Source organism: Sphingomonas canaveralia, from assembly GCF_047238125.1.
Lineage (GTDB): Bacteria > Pseudomonadota > Alphaproteobacteria > Sphingomonadales > Sphingomonadaceae > JBDFMH01.
Genome location: NZ_JBDFMH010000001.1, coordinates 815,951 through 833,257, shown reverse-complemented (window position 1 = coordinate 833,257; position 17,307 = coordinate 815,951). Strand labels below are relative to the sequence as shown.

The 17,307-nt window shown below is 67.6% G+C and carries 16 protein-coding genes and 1 riboswitch; of the genes, 6 read left to right on the top strand and 10 right to left on the bottom strand.

Translation table 11 applies throughout. The annotated features are described in order from the left end of the window. Positions 1 to 6: 6 nt before the first annotated feature. Complete coding sequence (kdpA, locus tag ABC347_RS04075) at positions 7 to 1,710, bottom strand: potassium-transporting ATPase subunit KdpA (protein ID WP_413244463.1); 1,704 nt, start codon at positions 1,708 to 1,710, stop codon at positions 7 to 9. Positions 1,711 to 1,720: 10 nt separating this feature from the next. After that, on the bottom strand, positions 1,721 to 1,810 hold the full coding sequence (gene kdpF, locus ABC347_RS04070) for a K(+)-transporting ATPase subunit F (protein ID WP_413244462.1): 90 nt from the start codon (positions 1,808 to 1,810) through the stop codon (positions 1,721 to 1,723). A 263-nt stretch (positions 1,811 to 2,073) separates the two neighbouring features. Here kdpF and ABC347_RS04065 point away from each other — a divergent pair, with 263 nt between their 5' ends. After that, a complete protein-coding gene (locus ABC347_RS04065) occupies positions 2,074 to 3,729 on the top strand; it encodes an MFS transporter (protein WP_413244461.1) in 1,656 nt (551 codons plus the stop codon). A 113-nt stretch (positions 3,730 to 3,842) separates the two neighbouring features. Next, complete coding sequence (locus tag ABC347_RS04060) at positions 3,843 to 4,706, top strand: XdhC family protein (RefSeq protein WP_413246995.1); 864 nt, start codon at positions 3,843 to 3,845, stop codon at positions 4,704 to 4,706. A 31-nt stretch (positions 4,707 to 4,737) separates the two neighbouring features. On the opposite strand, the gene rpmE is transcribed toward ABC347_RS04060, so the two are convergent. Next, on the bottom strand, positions 4,738 to 4,971 hold the full coding sequence (rpmE, locus tag ABC347_RS04055) for a 50S ribosomal protein L31 (RefSeq protein WP_413244460.1): 234 nt from the start codon (positions 4,969 to 4,971) through the stop codon (positions 4,738 to 4,740). Positions 4,972 to 5,080: 109 nt separating this feature from the next. Beyond that, a riboswitch (cobalamin riboswitch) is annotated at positions 5,081 to 5,269 on the top strand. Between the two features lie 91 nt (positions 5,270 to 5,360). Here rpmE and ABC347_RS04050 point away from each other — a divergent pair. Genes ABC347_RS04050 through ABC347_RS04035 form a run of 4 tightly spaced genes read left to right on the top strand, consistent with a single transcriptional unit; the run spans position 5,361 to position 9,634 of the window. After that, positions 5,361 to 7,241 (top strand): TonB-dependent receptor plug domain-containing protein, encoded by a 1,881-nt coding sequence (locus ABC347_RS04050; protein ID WP_413244459.1) that lies wholly within the window; start codon positions 5,361 to 5,363, stop codon positions 7,239 to 7,241. 10 nt (positions 7,242 to 7,251) lie between these two features. Further along, positions 7,252 to 7,971 carry an ABC transporter substrate-binding protein gene (locus tag ABC347_RS04045; RefSeq protein WP_413244458.1) on the top strand — a complete coding sequence of 240 codons (720 nt, stop codon included), beginning with the start codon at positions 7,252 to 7,254 and terminating at the stop codon, positions 7,969 to 7,971. After that, a complete protein-coding gene (locus ABC347_RS04040) occupies positions 7,971 to 8,924 on the top strand; it encodes a FecCD family ABC transporter permease (RefSeq protein WP_413244457.1) in 954 nt (317 codons plus the stop codon). Before ABC347_RS04045 ends, ABC347_RS04040 begins: the two co-directional genes overlap by 1 nt. After that, entirely contained in the window at positions 8,921 to 9,634 is a 714-nt protein-coding gene (locus tag ABC347_RS04035; RefSeq protein WP_413244456.1) for an ABC transporter ATP-binding protein, read from the top strand. The genes ABC347_RS04040 and ABC347_RS04035 overlap by 4 nt, the downstream gene beginning before the upstream one ends. Here ABC347_RS04035 and fabZ read toward each other — a convergent pair. The 7 genes from fabZ to ABC347_RS04000 all read right to left on the bottom strand — a co-directional run bounded on the left by fabZ (position 9,622) and on the right by ABC347_RS04000 (position 17,289). Further along, on the bottom strand, positions 9,622 to 10,098 hold the full coding sequence (fabZ, locus tag ABC347_RS04030) for a 3-hydroxyacyl-ACP dehydratase FabZ (RefSeq protein ID WP_413244455.1): 477 nt from the start codon (positions 10,096 to 10,098) through the stop codon (positions 9,622 to 9,624). The genes ABC347_RS04035 and fabZ overlap by 13 nt on opposite strands. Next, positions 10,095 to 10,703 carry an OmpH/Skp family outer membrane protein gene (locus tag ABC347_RS04025; RefSeq protein WP_413244454.1) on the bottom strand — a complete coding sequence of 203 codons (609 nt, stop codon included), beginning with the start codon at positions 10,701 to 10,703 and terminating at the stop codon, positions 10,095 to 10,097. The genes fabZ and ABC347_RS04025 overlap by 4 nt, the downstream gene beginning before the upstream one ends. Beyond that, positions 10,703 to 13,342, bottom strand: a complete 2,640-nt coding sequence (gene bamA, locus ABC347_RS04020) for an outer membrane protein assembly factor BamA (RefSeq protein WP_413246994.1) — start codon at positions 13,340 to 13,342, stop codon at positions 10,703 to 10,705. Before bamA ends, ABC347_RS04025 begins: the two co-directional genes overlap by 1 nt. A 116-nt stretch (positions 13,343 to 13,458) precedes the next feature. Next, positions 13,459 to 14,595 (bottom strand): M50 family metallopeptidase, encoded by a 1,137-nt coding sequence (locus ABC347_RS04015; protein ID WP_413244453.1) that lies wholly within the window; start codon positions 14,593 to 14,595, stop codon positions 13,459 to 13,461. After that, positions 14,592 to 15,755: a 1-deoxy-D-xylulose-5-phosphate reductoisomerase gene (locus ABC347_RS04010; protein WP_413244452.1), complete on the bottom strand. Its 1,164-nt coding sequence runs from the start codon at positions 15,753 to 15,755 to the stop codon at positions 14,592 to 14,594. Before ABC347_RS04010 ends, ABC347_RS04015 begins: the two co-directional genes overlap by 4 nt. Continuing rightward, positions 15,752 to 16,582: a phosphatidate cytidylyltransferase gene (locus ABC347_RS04005; RefSeq protein WP_413244451.1), complete on the bottom strand. Its 831-nt coding sequence runs from the start codon at positions 16,580 to 16,582 to the stop codon at positions 15,752 to 15,754. Before ABC347_RS04005 ends, ABC347_RS04010 begins: the two co-directional genes overlap by 4 nt. Next, a complete protein-coding gene (locus tag ABC347_RS04000; protein ID WP_413246993.1) occupies positions 16,579 to 17,289 on the bottom strand; it encodes an isoprenyl transferase in 711 nt (236 codons plus the stop codon). The genes ABC347_RS04005 and ABC347_RS04000 overlap by 4 nt, the downstream gene beginning before the upstream one ends. Positions 17,290 to 17,307 lie beyond the last annotated feature (18 nt).

The following is a 17,307-nucleotide window of genomic DNA, read 5'->3' as shown; positions in this document are numbered from 1 at the left end:
ATCCCGTCAGAAGGTCTGGCCGTTGATCATCGCGAGATGATCGGCGATGGGGCCAAGCGCGAGGCTCGGCAGGAAGGTGAGGCCGCCCAGGATCAGCACGATGCCCACCAGCAGGCCGATCCACAGCGCACCCGTGGTCGGGAAGGATCCGGCGCTGTCGGGCGTGTATTTCTTGGCGGCCAGGCTGCCCGCGATTGCCAGCATCGGCACGATCACGAAGAAGCGGCCGATCCACATGCCCATCCCAAGCAGCCCGTTATACCATTCGGTATTGGCGGTGAGCCCGGCGAAAGCGGAGCCGTTGTTGGCGACCGCACTGGTGAAGGCGTAGAGGATTTCCGAAAAGCCGTGCGGCCCCTTGTTCAGCGGCCCGGCCAGTCCCGGCCCCGCCACCGAACTTAGCGCCGCCAGCGACAGGATCGTCAACGGCAGCACCGCGATCGCCAGCACCGCCAGCTTCACTTCGCGCGCCTCGATCTTCTTGCCGACATATTCGGGCGTGCGCCCCACCATTAGCCCGGCGACGAATACCGCGAGGATGGCGAACAGCAGGAAGCCGTAGATGCCGGCGCCGACGCCGCCCACCACCACTTCGCCCAGCTGCATATTAAACAGCGGGATCATGCCGCCAAGCGCGGTGAAGCTGTCGTGCATGGCGTTGACCGCGCCGCACGAAGCCGCCGTCGTTACCGTAGCGAAAAGGGCGGAGGCGGCGATGCCGAAGCGGACTTCCTTGCCTTCCATGTTGCCGCCGGCGACGCCGAGGCCATGGAGCACCGGATTTCCCGCCGCCTCCTGCCAGTAACTGACCGCCACGCCGCAGAGGAACAAGATCATCATGGCGGCCAGGATCGCCCAACCCTGGCGGGTGTTGCCGACGGCATTGCCGAAGCACCATGTCAGCCCGAAGCCGATCACGAAGATCGACAGCATCTGGACGAGGTTGGTCAGGCCGGTCGGGTTTTCGAACGGATGCGCCGAATTGGCGTTGAAGAAGCCGCCACCATTGGTGCCGAGCATCTTGATCGCTTCCTGGCTGGCGACCGGCCCCAGCAGCAGCGTCTGCTTCGCGCCTTCCAGCGTGGCGACGTCGACCGTACCGGCCAACGTCTGCGGCACGCCGCTCGCAATCAGGAACAGCGCGTAGAGGATGCAGGCCGGCAGGAGCAGATACAGCGTCACCCGCGTGCAATCCGCCCAGAAATTGCCGATCGTCTTGAACTCACGCCGGGCGAAGCCACGGAAGAGCGCGAACGCCAGCGCGATGCCGGTTGCGGCTGACAGGAAGTTGTGGATCGCCAGCCCTAGCATCTGGCTGAGGTTCGACATCGTCGATTCCCCGCCATAGCTCTGCCAGTTGGTGTTGGTGCCGAAGCTGATCGCGGTGTTGAACGCCAGATGCGGGCTCAACCCGGGCAGCCCCTGCGGATTGCCGGGCAGCACACCCTGCAGTCGCAGCACGGCATAGGTGAAGCCGATCAGCACGATGTTGAACAGCAGCATGTGCAGCGCGTAGCGCCGCCAGCCCTGCTCCTGCGCGGGATCGATGCCGGCCGCGACATAGAAGCCGCGCTCGACCGGGCCGAGAACCGCATGCAGCGGCGTGCGCCGCCCTTCGTAGAGCGCGAACAGCCACAGGCCGACCGGCTTGGTCAGCAGCAGCAGGATGGCGACGAAGCCGAGGATCAGGGTCCAGCCCTGGATGGTCATGTCAGCGTCCTCAGAAGCGTTCGGGGCGGATCAGCGCCGCCACGAGATAGACGAGCAGCCCGAGCGCGGTGATCGCGGCGAGCCAGAGATCGAGGGTCATCGCGCGTGTGCCTCAGGCAGCGTCGCACAACCGGGCATAGGCCAGCGTTGCCGCCGCCAGCCCCGCCATCACCGCGATCCAGATCATGTCCTGCACGCTCGTCCTCCGTCTGATCGAGAGGACGCGCAATTAGGTCCGCCGCGCGTAGCAAAGCGAGATCGGTTTCCGTGCCTTGCATAGCATCCGCATAGTATTTTGCCCGGGGCTCGACCGGCGGGCGATCACCGCTCCATAAGGCGCGCAACAACGGGGAGAGCGACGGCATGGTGGATGCGGCAGGATCGGGCCGGACGCGGGTGACGCGGGCCGAGATCAAGGTGATCGCCGCATCCTCACTCGGCACCATATTCGAATGGTATGATTTCTATCTGTACGGCCTGCTCGCGGCACATATCTCCGCGATATTCTTCTCGGGCGTGAACGAGACAACCGGGTTCATCCTGGCGCTCGCCGCCTTTGCCGCGGGTTTTGCCGTGCGGCCGTTCGGCGCGCTGATCTTTGGGCGGATCGGCGATCTGGTCGGCCGCAAGAACACCTTCCTGGTCACGATGGCGATCATGGGCCTGTCCACCTTCGCGGTGGGTCTGTTGCCCTCCTATGCATCGATCGGGGTCGCCGCGCCGTTGATCCTGGTATCGCTCCGGTTGCTGCAGGGGCTGGCGCTTGGCGGCGAATATGGCGGTGCCGCGACCTATGTCGCCGAACACGCCCCGCCCGGCCGGCGCGGCTTCTTCACCAGCTGGATTCAGACGACCGCGACGCTGGGCCTGTTCGCCGCGCTGATCGTCGTGATCGGCCTGCGCGGCGCGATTGGCGAGGCCGCGTTCGCCACCTGGGGCTGGCGGGTGCCGTTCCTGGTCTCGATCCTGCTGCTGGCAGTGTCGCTGTGGATCCGGCTTCAGCTGGCCGAAAGCCCGGTGTTCCAGAAGATGAAGGACGAAGGCGCGACATCGAAGGCCCCGTTGACGGAGGCGTTCGCGCGGTGGGGCAATCTGCGCTGGGTGCTGATCGCACTGCTGGGCGCGGTCGCGGGGCAGGCGGTGGTCTGGTACACCGGCCAGTTCTACGCGCTGTTCTTCCTGGAGAAGACGCTGCGGGTGGATGGCGCGACCGCCAACATCCTGATCGCGATCGCGCTGGCGATCGGCACGCCGTTCTTCGTCTTCTTCGGCTGGCTGTCGGATCGGATTGGACGAAAGCCTATCATCCTCGCCGGCTGCGCGCTCGCAGCCCTCAGCTATTTTCCACTGTTCGGCGCGCTCACCACCGCCGCCAACCCCGCGCTCGCCCGTGCGCAAGCGGCGGCTCCCGTTACCGTCTCAGCCGACCCGGCGCGCTGCTCGGTCCAGTTCGATCCGATCGGGCGCAACAGTTTCGAGACGACGGGGTGCGACATCGTGAAGTCAGCGCTGGCGAAGGCGGGGATCAGCTACGCCCAGGCAGATACGCCCGGCGCGGCTGCCGTCGTTCAGATTGGCGGTATGGCGCTAACGGCACCCGAAGCCAGCCTCGCCACGCCGTCGGCCAAGGCCGATATCGCCGCCTTCCGTTCAGATCTGACCGCAACCCTCGCCGCCGCCGGCTACCCCGCCAAGGCCGATCCCGCGCAGATCGATCGCGTGAAGGTCGTCGCGATCCTGACCGCGCTCGTGCTGTTGGTGACGATGGTCTATGGCCCGATCGCGGCGCTGCTGGTCGAACTCTTCCCCAGCCGCATCCGCTATTCGTCGATGTCGCTGCCCTATCATATCGGCAATGGCTGGTTCGGCGGCTTCCTGCCGACGACGGCGTTCGCGATGGTCGCGGCCACCGGCAATATCTATTACGGGCTCTGGTATCCCGTGATCGTGGCGGCGGCGACGGTCGTGATCGGCCTGATCTGGCTGCCGGAGACGTTTCGCCGGACGATCGACGACTGAGCGCCGTTGCGGTGGCGCACCTGCCTGCCTAGATCGCGGGCATGATATCGCCCACCCCCGCCGGCACCGGCGAACTCGATCGCCTGCTGGCCTCCGCCCAGTCTCCCGGCGGCATGGCACTCGCCACCGTCGTCTCGACCTGGGGGTCCGCCCCCCGCCCGCGCGGCAGCCACATGCTGGTGCACGAAGACGGGCGCTTCGAAGGTTCCGTCTCGGGCGGGTGCGTCGAGAACGAGATTTTGCAGGCCGCGGCCGATGCCATCGCCAGCGGCGAGAGCCGGCTGCTCGATTTCACGATCAGCGACGATGCCGCCTGGGAAGCGCATCTGCCCTGTGGCGGAGCGATCAGCGTGCTCGTGCAGTCGGTCGCCGAGGGCGGCTTCCCGCGTTCGCTGTTTGCCGCACTGGCGGAAGCGCGCGCGTCCGCCCGCGCGCTTGCGATCACCACCGATCTGGCCAGTGGTCAGAGCCTGATCGCCGATGATCCCCGCGAGGGCGCGTTCGTCAACCGCTACCGCCCGCCGCGCCGGCTGATCATCGTGGGCGCTGTGCAAATCGCGCAGGCGTTGGCCGCCTATGCCGGTCCGCTCGATGCACGCACCATCATCGTCGATCCGCGAGAGCGTTTCCTGACCGAGGAGCGTTTTCCAGGCCTTACTCTCGATTCCCGCTGGCCGGATGAAGCGATCGCCGCGCTCGACCCCGGTGCCGAGACGGCCGTCGTCACGCTCAGCCACGATCCAAAGATCGACGATCCGGCGCTGATCGCGGCGCTGGCCCGGCCAACCAGCTATGTCGCGGCGCTGGGATCGAAGCGCAGCCACGCCGCCCGGCTGGATCGGCTGCGCGCCGCCGGCGTCAGCGATGCCGACCTCGCCCGAATCGACGCGCCGGCGGGAATCGACATCGGCGCGCTCGGCCCGGCCGAGATTGCCCTGTCGATCGCCGCCGGCATGGTCGCCGCGCTGAGGCGCTGAGCGGCGGCCGGCGCGGGGCCGGCCGCGCTGCTTACTTCTTGCCGCCGAGCGTGAGGCCGCCGAAGCGCTTGTTGAAGCGCGCGACCTGACCGCCCGAATCCAGCATCGTGCCGCGCCCGCCGGTCCAGGCCGGGTGTACGGTAGGGTCGATGTCCAGCGTCAGCGTGTCGCCGTCGTTCCCCCAGGTGGACCGCGTCTCGAACGTGGTGCCATCGGTCATCTGAACCGTGATGCGGTTCAGCTTGGGGTGAATGTCCTTCTTCATGTTCAGGCTCCGATTGGGGCTGGTTTCCGACCAGCCGGGAGAGAGGCGCGCGCATAGCGGCTGCCACCCGAACTGACAAGCCGCTTGACCGCACTGCACCATCCCCCTAACCGCCCGCCGCAGCGAAGGTGCCCCCGGCAACGGGGGTGAAAAGGGAAGCCGGCGGAAATCCGGCGCTGTGCCCGCAACTGTGAGCGGCGAGCCCCCTCCCCACACGCCACTGGCCATTCGGCCGGGAAGGCGGGGAGACGGGTGATGACCCGCAAGCCAGGAGACCTGCCTCCGCTGTCGTCCGCGCCCGGCCGGGTCCAGCCGCCAGCGCGTGATCCGGCGCCAATGGTGGCTACGGATCGCCGTGACGACTGCCTGTCGTTGCGGAGTTGATATCGATGTCCATCCTGTTCGCCACCACCACGCTGGCCGCGGCCCTCGCTGCGCCTGAGATCATCGTCACCGCGGGGCTCACACCCGTGCCGGCCGATGAAACTGCCGTCTCCGCCACCGTGATCGATGCGGATCGCATTGATGCGCTGGGGGCCGTCGGCGTCACTGACCTGATCCGCTTCGCGCCGGGTGTGTCTGTCGCGACCAGCGGCGCGCGCGGGGCGCAGGCGCAGGTCCGCCTGCGCGGGGCCGAGGCGAACCACACGCTGCTCCTGATCGACGGCATCGCCTTCAACGATCCCGCCGCCGGCAACGAGGCGCGGTTCGAAACGCTGGCCGCAGACGGCCTCGGCCGGATCGAAGTGATCACCGGCCCACAGTCCGCACTGTTCGGATCGGAAGCGCTGGGCGGTGTTATCGCGCTCGAGACGCCCGATCCGATCGGTGCCTCCTCCGCCACGCTGACCGGCGAATATGGCAGTCGCGAATCCGCCCGTGGTGTCGCGTCCGCCGCGTTCGGATCGGACAAGGCCGGCGTCTCCGCCACCGCCAGCTGGCAGCGCGAGGACGGTATCGACATCCTGGGCGGCGGCACCGGTGATCGCGACGGATACGAGACCCGCACGATCAGCCTGAAGGCGGTCGCCCGCCCCGGCAGCGATGGCGAGTTCGGCATCGTCGGCCGTTACCTGCGTCATGAGAGCCAGTTCGACGGTACCGATCCCGTCACCTTCCTGCGCGCCGACACCGCCAATTCGACCCGCACCGACACGAAGGCGGTGCGCGCCTGGGGGCGCCTCGGGCTCGATCCGCGCGCTCCGCTCGCGCTGCTGGTCGAGGCGCAATATCTCGACAGCGACAATCGCAATCGGGATGGCACTACACCGCTGAACGACAGCCAGGGCGATCGCTTCCGCGTCGCCAGCCAGGTTGCCGCGCGCTTCGATACCGGCGCGGTGGCACACGAACTGGTCGGCCGGATCGAGCGCGAGGACGAGAGCTTCGAGACCAGCGACACGCAGTTCGGCGGCTTCACCGATCAGCGCCGCACCCGCGGCCGCACCGCCTATGTCGGCCAGTGGCGCGCCTCGCTCGATATCCTGTCGGCCGATGTCGCGGTCCGTCACGACGACTTCAACCGCTTTGCCGACGAGACGACGGTGCGCGCAAACCTGATCGTGCGCCCGACCGACCGCTTCGCCCTTTTTGCCGGCTATGGCGAGGGCATCGCGCAGCCGACTTTCTTCGATCTCTACGGCTTCTTCCCCGGCAGCTTCGTCGGCAATCCGAACCTGATCCCGGAACGCTCCAAGGGCTATGAGGCGGGCGTCCGCTATCGCAGCCCTGTGTTGGATCTCGGCGTGACCGCCTTCTCCAACCGCCTGCGCGACGAAATCGTATCGGTATTCGATTCAACCACCTTCCTGTCGTCCGCTGCCAACGCGACCGGTAAGTCGAAGCGCCGCGGCGTGGAGCTGACCGGCGAAGTGCGTCCGATCGAGGGGCTGCGGATCAGCGCCAACTACACCTGGCTCGATGCGAAGGATCAGCAGGTGGCGGCGGGGCTGCAGCAGCGCGAGGTACGCCGCCCGCGCCACAGCGGCAATCTGGTGGCGGACTGGACCGCCGACCGGCTGACGCTGGGTGCCGCGCTCAGCTATGTCGGAAAGCGGCGCGATACCGATTTCGATCTATTCCCGGCGCAGACCGTGATGCTGGATGATTATGTGCTGGCTTCCGCCCGGATCGCCTTCCGGATCGCGCCGGCGCTGGAACTGTTCGGGCGCGTGGAGAATCTGGGCGATGCGAACTATCAGGATGTGGTGGGCTACAACACGCCTGGTCGCAGCATCCATGGCGGCGTGCGCGTGCGCTTCGGCGCATAGCGCGGCACCGATGCGGATCGCGTCGCTCAACCTGTGCAGCGACGAACTTGTGCTGATGCTGGCCGATCCCGTGCGGATCGCCAGCGTCACCCATCTGTCCCGCGATCCGGCGGAAAGCGCGCTGTGGCAGGCCGCCCGTCGCACCCGCGCGAACGACGGCAGCCTGCTGTCGGTCGCGCCGCTCAGGCCCGATCTGATCGTGACCATGGGCGGCAGCGGCCGCGATCGCGCCGGGATCGCTCAGGCGATCGGGGCGCGACTGGTCGATTTGCCCTTCCCGGCGACGCTCGAAGACGTCGTCCGATCGATCCGGATCGTCGGCAATGCGGTCGGCCGGTCGGATCGGGGCCGCGCGCTGGCGGCGCGTATCGTCGCGCTGTCGCGGACGGTACCCGGCCGGCGGCATGACGCCATCTATCTGTCGGGCGGCGGGCGATCGCTGTCTTCGGACGGGCTTGGAGCGCAGTGGCTGGCGCTGGCCGGCTATCGCCAGCGCCCGCTGCCGGGCGGGCGGATCGATCTCGAAACGCTGCTTCGACGCCCGCCCGCGGTGCTGCTGACCAGCGACTATCGCGCCGGGCAGGCGTCGCGGGAAGCGCAGTGGCTGAAGCAGCCCGCACTTGCCCGAATGCCACGCCTGCGCCGGATCCGCACCGAGGGCCGCCGCTGGACTTGCCTAGGTCCGAGCCTGATCCCCGAGATCGCGCGGCTGCGGTCGCTCGGCCAATGATGCGAATCGCGCCCGTGCTGATCGCGGCGCTGTTCGCGGCCGCGCTGCTGCTGCCCGCGACCGGGCTGGCGACATTGTGGCGCGACGATCCCGCGCTCGCGACGACGATCCTTCTCGAACTGCGGCTGCCACGCGCACTGCTGGCGCTCAGCTATGGAGCGATGCTGGGCGCGTCGGGTGCCGCGATCCAGGCACTGTTCGCCAACCCGCTGGCATCGCCCGACATCACCGGGGCCAGCGGCGGCGCGGCGCTGGGGGCAGTGGTGACCTCCTATCTGCTCGGCTTCGCGACCCCGCTGGCCCTACTGGCCGGCGGCGTTGGTGGAGCGCTGATTGCGCTAGGCCTGTTGCTGCTGCTGGCCGGCCCGCGTGCCGGTACCGCCACCTTGCTGCTCGCTGGGGTCGCGATCAGCGCGGTCACCGGCGCTGCCACCGCGCTCGCGCTTGCGCTCGCCCCCTCCCCGTTCGCCTTCTACGACGCCTATGATTGGCTGATGGGATCGCTGGTCGATCGTAGCCTGGCTCAGGCCGCGTTCGTAGCTGTCCCGGCCGCCGCCGCGATCGCGCTGCTGGCGCGCGACGGCCCGGCGCTCGATGCGCTGGCGCTGGGCGAAGAAGCTGCGCGCAGCATGGGGCATGATCTCGATCGCCTGCGCCGCCGCATCGTCGTGGTGGCCGCAGTCGGGATCGGCGCTGCAGTTTCGGTGTGCGGTGCGGTCGGTTTCATAGGCCTCGTCGCGCCCGTCCTCGCACGGCGATCGACCGCCGGGCATCCCGGTCGCGCGATCCTGCCCGCCGCCGCGATCGGCGCCACGCTGTTGCTGGCCGCCGACCTGGCGGTGCGGTTCGCGCCGGCGGGCCGGCCGCTTCCGGTCGGCCTGCTGACCGCGCTGTTCGGCGCGCCCTTCTTCCTGTGGCTGATCGTCCGCGCCCGCGCGGACTGGCGCGCATGACCCGCCTCGTCGCCCGCGCGCTTCAGGTCGAGGGCCGGCTGCAGGCGACAGACCTCGATCTCGACCGCGGCAAGCTGGTCGCGGTCGTCGGCGTCAATGGGGCCGGCAAGACGAGCCTGCTCCACGCCATCGCCGGTGTCGCGGGGAGCGGTGACGTGGCGATCGATGGCGTCGCGCTCGATCGCCTGCCCCCCGCCCGCCGCCTTCGCGCGCTGGCATTCGCTCCCGCCGGGCGCGCGATCGCCTGGCCGCTCGCCGCCCGCGATGTGGTGGCGCTGGGCCTGGGTGCGACGCGCGATCCGGCGGCGGTGGAAGCGGCGCTCGCACTGGTCGATGGGCGCGCGTTGGCAGACCGGCGAGCGGACAGGCTCTCGACCGGGGAGCGCGCGCGCATCCTGCTCGCCCGCGCGCTGGTCGCCCGGCCGGCGGTACTGCTGCTCGACGAACCCGTCGCCAATCTCGATCCGCGCCGCCAGATCGAGACGATGGCGCTGTTGCGCGCAGAGGCCGATCGCGGTGCCGCCGTAGTTGCGGCAATCCACGATCTCGCGCTTGCCCGTGTGTGGGCGGATCGGGTGCTGGTGGTGGATGGCGGCCGGATCGTGGCCGATGGTCCGGCGGCGGACGCGCTATCCGATCAGGCGATCAGCCGCTGGTTCGGGGTGACGCCCGGTGCCAGCGGCTGGATGCTGACCGATCAGGCCGGCTGATCGGCGATCATCGCGGTGAAATTGGCCTGCGCGGCCACCTTGCCACCGACCAGCGCCTTGCCGGCGAACTTGCTGACCGACGCGCGCTGCTGCACGAATTCCACCTCGAGGCTCAGCAGTACGCCCGGCTCGACTGGAACGCGGAACTTCGCGTCGTCGATCGCCATGAAATAGACGAGCTTGCCGCTATCCGCGAGGCCGAGCAATTCGATCGCCAGAACGCCGGCCGCCTGCGCCAGCGCCTCCACGATCAGCACGCCCGGCATGATCGGGCGGCCCGGAAAATGGCCCTGGAAGAACGGTTCGTTGATCGACACCGCCTTGGTCGCGCGGATCGATCGATTGGGGATGATCTCCTCCACCCGATCGACCAGCAGCATCGGATAGCGATGCGGCAGCCCCGCCATCACCCGCCGGATATCCAGCGGGCCGATGGCGGCCGCAGCCTCGGTCGTCTCGCTCACCGGCCCGGGGTGGCTGCGGCCGGCGTTGCGGCCGCGGGCTGGCCAGGCTGCCAGTTCGCCGGCGGCGTCGTGCTGACGGTCTTGACGAGCGTGTTGAGCTGCGTCGTCACATCAGCAGTGATATCGTTCGAAGGCAGCGTCAGCACCGCCTGCTGCGGGTTCAGCACCACGCCGACGCGCTTGGCGGTCATCGCGGCGCGCAGCGCCTGCTCCAGCTTCTCGGTGACCTGGCTCTGGGCATAGGCCAGCGGGCGCTGGAACGGGGCGGCCAGCGGGGCGAGTTCACGCTGGATCGCGGCTTCCCGCGTACGGAACGCCGTCACCTTCGCCTGCAGCGTGGCCGGCGGCGTGGCAGAATTCGCCTGAAGCGTCTGGATCTCGCGCTGCAGGTTCTGGAGTTCGGTGGTGGCGGCAGTGCGGCGCGCGTTGAACGCGTCGATCTGCGGCTTGTACTGGGTCTGGATCTGGCCCTCGGCAGTACGCAGGGCCGTCACGCTGGCGACGGCACGGTCGAGATCGACCACGCCCACCGCCTGCTGCGCCGAAACCGGCGCCACCGCCGCGATACCCGTGGCGATCGCCAGGGTGGAAAGGATCTTCTTCATCAGAACTGTGTCCCTACGTTGAACGTGAACAATTTGGTGTTGTCGCCCGGCTCCTTGAGCAGCGCCTTGGCGACGTCGATGCGGAACGGCCCGAACGGCGAATTCCAGTTGACGCCGATACCTACCGAGACGCGCGGCTTGGGCGTATCGCCGAGGAACACTTCCTCGAACGCCGGCACGCGTAGCGGATCGTTGGTAAAGGCACCCACGCACGGTCCGCCGGCGGCCGTCATCATGCCAGTCGCGCAGGTCGTGGTCAGGCCCGCATTCGTCTGGTCGGCGGCGATCGTGTAGAGCAGATTGCCATTGGCATCGCGCCGCTGCAGCCCGGGCGGCGGGTTCGAGATAGGCTGCGGGTTCCGCACGCTGAATACCGCACCGACATCGGCGAAAATCGACGGGCGTAGACCCAGTTCGCGCGCACCCGAACCGAGTGGAATCTCAAGCTCCGCCCGGCCCAGATAATAGGCATTGCCGCCCAGCGCATCGTCGGTCGAACTGCTGCGATCCAGGATCAGCGCCGGCGGCGTTGCCTGGTCATAGAAGCGACGCAGCACCCGCGGGCCGACGCCGCGAATGCCGAAGCCGCGCATCTGCGGCTCGCCCAGGAAGAAGCGGTCGGTGAGCCGGACATCCTGGCCCAGACCCTTGATGTAGCCACCCTCGACGCCGAGGTTGAAGATGAAGCCCGATCCCAGATTGAAATATTTGTCCGCGTCGATCCGCGTCTTGATATATTTCACGCTGCCGCCGAGGCCCGCGAAATCCTGGCTCAGCACGACCCGGTTGCCCGCGGTCGGCCGGACGCTGTTGTTCAGCGTGTTGTAGACCAGGCTGTAGCCGACCGACGAGGTCGTGCGCTTGCCGATCGCTTCGCAGAGATAGCGGCCCGCCAACAGCGGATCGCAGACGCCGTTCGAGAAGAAAGTGTCGCGGTCGAGAGTCACGTCATCGTAGCTTAGCCCATAGCGCAGCGCGAGGCTGACGAACTCGGTCAGCGGCACGCCGGCGCGGACCTGGAAGCCGGTCGTCACCTGCTGATAGGTGGTGTTGCGGTTGTTGTTGATGAAGTTGAACGAGTTGTAGTCACGCCGGAACACGTCGACGCCGACCGCAATGTTCCGGTCGAACAGATAGGGCTCGGTGAAGCCCAGCTCAATCGACTTGGAATAGCTGGAATAGTTGACGCTCGCGCGCAACTCCTGGCCCTTGCCCATGAAATTGCGCTGGCGGATCGACAGATCGACGATGAACCGCTCGAGCGACGAGAAGCCGGCCGAAACCTGCAGCTCGCCAGTCGACTTCTCCTCGACATTCGCTTCGAGCACCACACGGTCCGGGGTCGATCCAGGCTTCTGCTCGATCTCGAACTTGTCCTGGAAATATCCCAGGCTCTGGATCCGGTCACGCGAGCGCTTGACGCGGAAGCTGTTGAACGCATCGCCTTCGGACAGCCGGAATTCGCGCCGGATCACCTTGTCGCGCGTGGTGGTGTTGCCGTTGATGTCGATCCGTTCGACATAGCGGCGCGGCGCATCGCGGATCTGGAAGGTGACCGACATGGTCTTGGCTTCCTTGTCGCGCACGAAATCGGGCTGAACCTCGGGCGTGAAGCCCAGCAGCCCGGTCGTCTCGGTGATGCGGTCGACGGTGTCCTCGATCTGCTTGGCGTTGTACCAGTCGCCCTGCTTCATCGGCAGCAGATATTTGAAGTTCTCGGACTTGATGTCGCGGATCTCGCTTTCCAGGCCGACCTCGCCATATTTGTAGCGCTCGCCCTCCTCCACCACATAGGTGATGATGAAGTCGCGCTTGTCCGGCGTCAGTTCGGCCACCGCCGAGATCACGCGGAAATCGGCATAGCCCTGAGTCAGGTAGAACTGGCGCAGCTTCTGCTGGTCGTAGGCCAGGCGATCGGAATCATAGCTGGTGCCGGACGAGAAGAAGTTCAGCAGACGCGACTGCTTGGTCGCCATCTCGCCGCGCAGCTCGCTGTCCTTGAACTTCTCGTTGCCGATGATGTTGATCTGGCGAACCTTGGACTTCGCACCTTCGCTGATCTCGAACACGATATCGACACGGTTCTGGTCGAGCGTCACCATCTTGGGCTCGACGGTCGCGGCGAAACGGCCCTGGCGACGATAGAGCTCGATGATCCGCGCGACATCGGCGCGGACCTTCGATCGGGTGAAGATCTGCCGCGCCGCGAGCTTGATCTCGGGGCGGATCTTGTCTTCCTTGAGGCGCTTGTTGCCTTCGAGCACGATCCGATTGATCACCGGATTCTCGCGCACCTGGATGGTGATGTCGCCATTGCCGGAATCCGTCACCGTCACGTCGGCGAACAGTTCGGTCGCGTAGAGATCCTTCAGCGCCTGATCGCCGGCTTCACGGCTGTAGGGATCGCCAGGCCGCAGCTTGATGTAGGAGCGGACGGTATCCGCTTCGAGCCGCTGGTTTCCCGTCACGCTGATCGTGCGCACCACGGTACTGGCATTGCCCACCACCGGAGCCGGAGTGGTCGGTACGGGCGCGGCCTGGATCGGGCCGGTCGCCATCTGCGCATAGAGCGGGCCACCGCCCAGGATGGTGCTCACCATCAATGCCGAGGCAATCCGCCGGCCGCCCTTGCTACCCATTACAGCTGTCACGCATCCCGCCTTCTGATCCGACCGCCGCCCGCCGGGCGATGGCGCACTCCCCGCGAATGCCGCTTGCGAGGCATCCGTCGATCCGCTGCCCTGCCCGATGCGCGTCAGCCGATCAACCCGGCTAGGCGCGTCCACAGACCGAAAGAGCTCAGATCATTAACCGTCACGAACATCATGAACGCCAGCAGCACCGCCAGGCCCGAACGGAACGCCCATTCAGTCACCTGCGGATTGACCGGCCGCCGCCTGACTGCCTCGACGCCATAGAAGAGCAGGTGCCCCCCATCCAGCAGCGGGATTGGCAACAGGTTGATGAATCCCAGATTAATCGAGATCATCGTCATGAACATCAGCAGATCGAACCAGCCGAGCGTCGCCATCTGTCCGGAGAACTGCGCAATCTTGAGCGGACCGCCGAGCTCTTTGACCGAACGGCGGCCGGAGATGATCTGCCAACTGGTATCGATGATCATCCGCACCACCTGCACCGTCCGCTCGACTGCGACGAACGGCAGGTCCAGCAAGGCGACCGGTTCGCGCACCTGGCGGCCGGTGCCGCGAATGCCCAGCAAGCCCACCTTGAATTCGTTGCCGAACCGGTCACGCTGCAGTTCGGTACCGATCCGGGCGGTCAGGTGCAGCTGTCGGCCGTCGCGATAGACATCGACCGGAACGGTCTCGCCAGCGCGGATCACCACGATCCGGCCGATATCCTCGAAATGATCGACCGACCGGTTCGCCACCATCGTCAGCCGATCCCCGGCACGGATGCCCGCCGCCGCGGCTGCCGATCCCGGCTCGACCGCGCCGACCAGCGATGGCGTGCGCGCCTGTCCGAACGCGGCGAACACCGCCATGAACACCAGGATCGCGAACAGGAAGTTCACGAGCGGACCCGCCAGCACGATCAGGAAGCGCTGCCAAACGGGCTTCGCCTGGAACGTCTGCGCGCGTTCCTCGGGCGGCAGCGCCAGCCATTCCTCGCTGGGCTGGGATGCCGGGTTCATGTCCCCGGCAAACTTCACATAGCCGCCGAGCGGCATCCAGCCGACCTTCCAGCGCGTGCCACGGCTGTCGGTCCAGCCCGCCACTTCCTTGCCGAACCCGATCGAGAAGGCTTCCGCCTTCACGCCGAACCAGCGGCCGACCAGATAATGGCCCATCTCGTGGATGAAGATCAGCGGGCCGATCACCAGGAAGAAGGCGATCACGGTCAGTGGGATGCCGGGGGCGTCGATCACGGGTTCATGCTCTCCATCGCCGCGGCGGCTGCGACCCGCGCCTCGGCATCGATCTGAAAAACCGCGTCGATCGACGACGGCGCGGCGGGATCGTAGCGATCCAATACTTTACCGACGATTGCGGCAATATCGAGGAAGCCGATCCGGCCGGCAAGAAAGGCGGCGACCGCCACTTCGTTGGCCGCATTCAGGATCGCAGGGCGCGCGCCGCCGGCGCGCATCGCCGCCATCGCCAGGCCCAGCGCCGGGAAGCGTGCCAGATCGGGCGCCTCGAATTCCAGCGCGCCCAGTGTCGCGAAATCGAGCCGGGCCGACGGGCCTTCCATCCGGTCCGGCCAGGCCAGCGTGTGAGCGATCGGCGTCCGCATGTCGGGCGTACCGAGCTGCGCCAGCACCGACCCGTCGACATATTCCACCATCGAATGGATCACGGACTGCGGGTGCACCACCACGTCCAGCCGATCCGCGCCGACCGGGAACAGGTGGAATGCCTCGATCAGCTCCAGCCCCTTGTTCATCAGCGTGGCGGAATCGACCGAGATCTTCGCGCCCATCGACCAGTTGGGATGTTTGACCGCCTGTGCCGGCGTCACTGCCCGCATCGCCTCGAGCGAGGTGCGGCGGAACGGGCCGCCGCTGGCCGTCAGGATAATCCGCGCCACCCGGTCGATCTGCGCGGAATCCAGGCACTGGAAGACCGCATTATGCTCCGAATCGACCGGCAGCAGCGTTGCGCCATGACGGCGGGCAGCGTCCGTCATCAGCGCGCCTGCCGAAACCAGTGCTTCCTTGTTGGCCAGCGCCACCGTGCCGCCCGCCTCGATCGCCGCCATCACCGGCGGCAGCCCGGCACAGCCCACGATCGCGGCCATCGTCCAATCCGCGCCGAGCGCGGCGGCGTCGCGCACTGCATCGCAGCCGGCGGCGGTTTCGATCCCGCTGCCGGCCAGCGCTGCCGCAAGCTCGGGCGCCACCGTCTCGTCGCCGATCACCGCCAGCCGCGCCCCGGTCCGCCTCGCGGCCGCGGCAAGCCCGGCGACATCGCGATGCGCGGTCAACGCCAGGATCTCGAAACGGTCCGGGTGTCGCTCCACCAGATCGAGCGTCGACGCGCCGACCGATCCGGTCGCGCCGAGGATGCTGATCGTCCGGCGGCTCACAACAGCCCCCCAGCCACGGCACCGGCGACGATCACAGCGACCGGGACGACTCCGTCCAGCCGATCCAAGGCGCCGCCATGGCCGGGCAGCAATCGACCCGAATCCTTGACGCCCGCGCGCCGCTTCAGCCAGCTTTCGAACAGATCACCCATCTGCGCTGTCACCGCCAGCGGCGCGCCCAGCACGAAAAAGGCCGGCCCGAGCCCGCCCAGGACCGCGATCACCGCGCCGGCCACAAGTGCGCCCGCCATGCCGCCGTAGAGCCCCGCCCAGGTCTTGTTGGGGCTCAGCCGCGGCGCCAGCTTGCGCCCGCCAAACCGGCGTCCCGCGAAATAGGCACCGATATCCGTCGCCCAGACGATCGCGAGCGTCCACAGTGCCAGCCACAGGCCATCCGGCTGCTCGCGCAGGAACAACAGCCCCGCGGTCGGCAGACCGGCATAGACGAGCCCTGCCCCCAGCCTCGCGCTGTTGCCGGCCACCATAACTGCCAGCGCAGTTGCGATCAGCAGCGCGACCGTGTCGCGTCCCGGCCCGGCGACGATCGGCGCCAGCGCGATCACAGGCAGCGCGAAAGCCACCAGTGCCAGCCGGATACGGCCTTCCGTACAACGCATCAGGCCGGCCCATTCGCCGACCATCAGCAAGGCGGCGGCGCAGGCCAGCGCCCAGAAGGCGAGCCCGCCCAGCAGCAGGCAAGCCAGCGCCACCGCGATCATCGCCCCGCCCGCAATTGCGCGGGTGGCGAGATCGGACCGGCGCGCGCCCGGGGCCCGCCCCGGTATGATCCGTCTCAGCACCCTGCGCCGGACGCTGCCGCCCGTCATAGACCGCCGTAACGCCGGTCACGCCGCCCATAATCGGCGACCGCTTCGGCCAATGCGGCGGCATCGAAGTCTGGCCACAGGATATCGGTGAAGCGTAATTCGGCATAGGCCGCCTGCCACAGCATGAAGTTCGACAGACGTTGTTCGCCTGACGTGCGGATCAGCAGATCGAGCGGGGGCAGGTCGGCCGTATCAAGCCTTGCCTCGATCGCCGCAGCATCGATCGCCTTGGGATCGAGCGTCCCGGCCGCCGCATCAGCCGCCAGCGCCCGTGCCGCCCGCACCAGCTCGTCCTGCGCGCCATAATTCAGCGCGATCACCAACGTCGCGCCGCGATTGGCCCGGGTGCGCGCTACCGCATCTTCAATCATGGCGCGCAGATCGGGCGCGAAGCGACTGATATCGCCGATGATCCGCAGGCGGATCGCGTTTTCATGCAGCTCGTCGAGTTCAGCGCGCAGATAATGGCGCAGCAGGCCCATCAGGTCGGCGATCTCAGCCTCGGGCCGACGCCAGTTCTCGGATGAAAAGGCGTAGAGCGTGAGCACTTCGATACCGAGGTCGCGCGCCGCGCGGATCGTACGCCGCACCGCTTCAGCGCCCTGACGATGGCCAGCCACGCGCGGCAACAGGCGCCGCTTGGCCCAGCGGCCGTTGCCGTCCATGATGATGGCGACGTGACGCGGCACCGCAGCTGGCGCCGACATGGCCGGCGTCACGCTGTC

Excerpts from the sequence above, each read along its gene's own strand:
- kdpA (WP_413244463.1), bottom strand. The coding sequence starts at position 1,710 with ATGACCATCCAGGGCTGGACCCTGATCCTCGGCTTCGTCGCCATCCTG.
- kdpF (WP_413244462.1), bottom strand. The coding sequence starts at position 1,810 with ATGACCCTCGATCTCTGGCTCGCCGCGATCACCGCGCTCGGGCTGCTC.
- ABC347_RS04065 (WP_413244461.1), top strand. The coding sequence starts at position 2,074 with ATGGTGGATGCGGCAGGATCGGGCCGGACGCGGGTGACGCGGGCCGAG.
- ABC347_RS04060 (WP_413246995.1), top strand. The coding sequence starts at position 3,843 with ATGGCACTCGCCACCGTCGTCTCGACCTGGGGGTCCGCCCCCCGCCCG.
- rpmE (WP_413244460.1), bottom strand. The coding sequence starts at position 4,971 with ATGAAGAAGGACATTCACCCCAAGCTGAACCGCATCACGGTTCAGATG.
- ABC347_RS04050 (WP_413244459.1), top strand. The coding sequence starts at position 5,361 with ATGTCCATCCTGTTCGCCACCACCACGCTGGCCGCGGCCCTCGCTGCG.
- ABC347_RS04045 (WP_413244458.1), top strand. The coding sequence starts at position 7,252 with ATGCGGATCGCGTCGCTCAACCTGTGCAGCGACGAACTTGTGCTGATG.
- ABC347_RS04040 (WP_413244457.1), top strand. The coding sequence starts at position 7,971 with ATGCGAATCGCGCCCGTGCTGATCGCGGCGCTGTTCGCGGCCGCGCTG.
- ABC347_RS04035 (WP_413244456.1), top strand. The coding sequence starts at position 8,921 with ATGACCCGCCTCGTCGCCCGCGCGCTTCAGGTCGAGGGCCGGCTGCAG.
- ABC347_RS04025 (WP_413244454.1), bottom strand. The coding sequence starts at position 10,703 with ATGAAGAAGATCCTTTCCACCCTGGCGATCGCCACGGGTATCGCGGCG.
- bamA (WP_413246994.1), bottom strand. The coding sequence starts at position 13,342 with ATGGGTAGCAAGGGCGGCCGGCGGATTGCCTCGGCATTGATGGTGAGC.
- ABC347_RS04005 (WP_413244451.1), bottom strand. The coding sequence starts at position 16,582 with ATGACGGGCGGCAGCGTCCGGCGCAGGGTGCTGAGACGGATCATACCG.
- ABC347_RS04000 (WP_413246993.1), bottom strand. The coding sequence starts at position 17,289 with ATGTCGGCGCCAGCTGCGGTGCCGCGTCACGTCGCCATCATCATGGAC.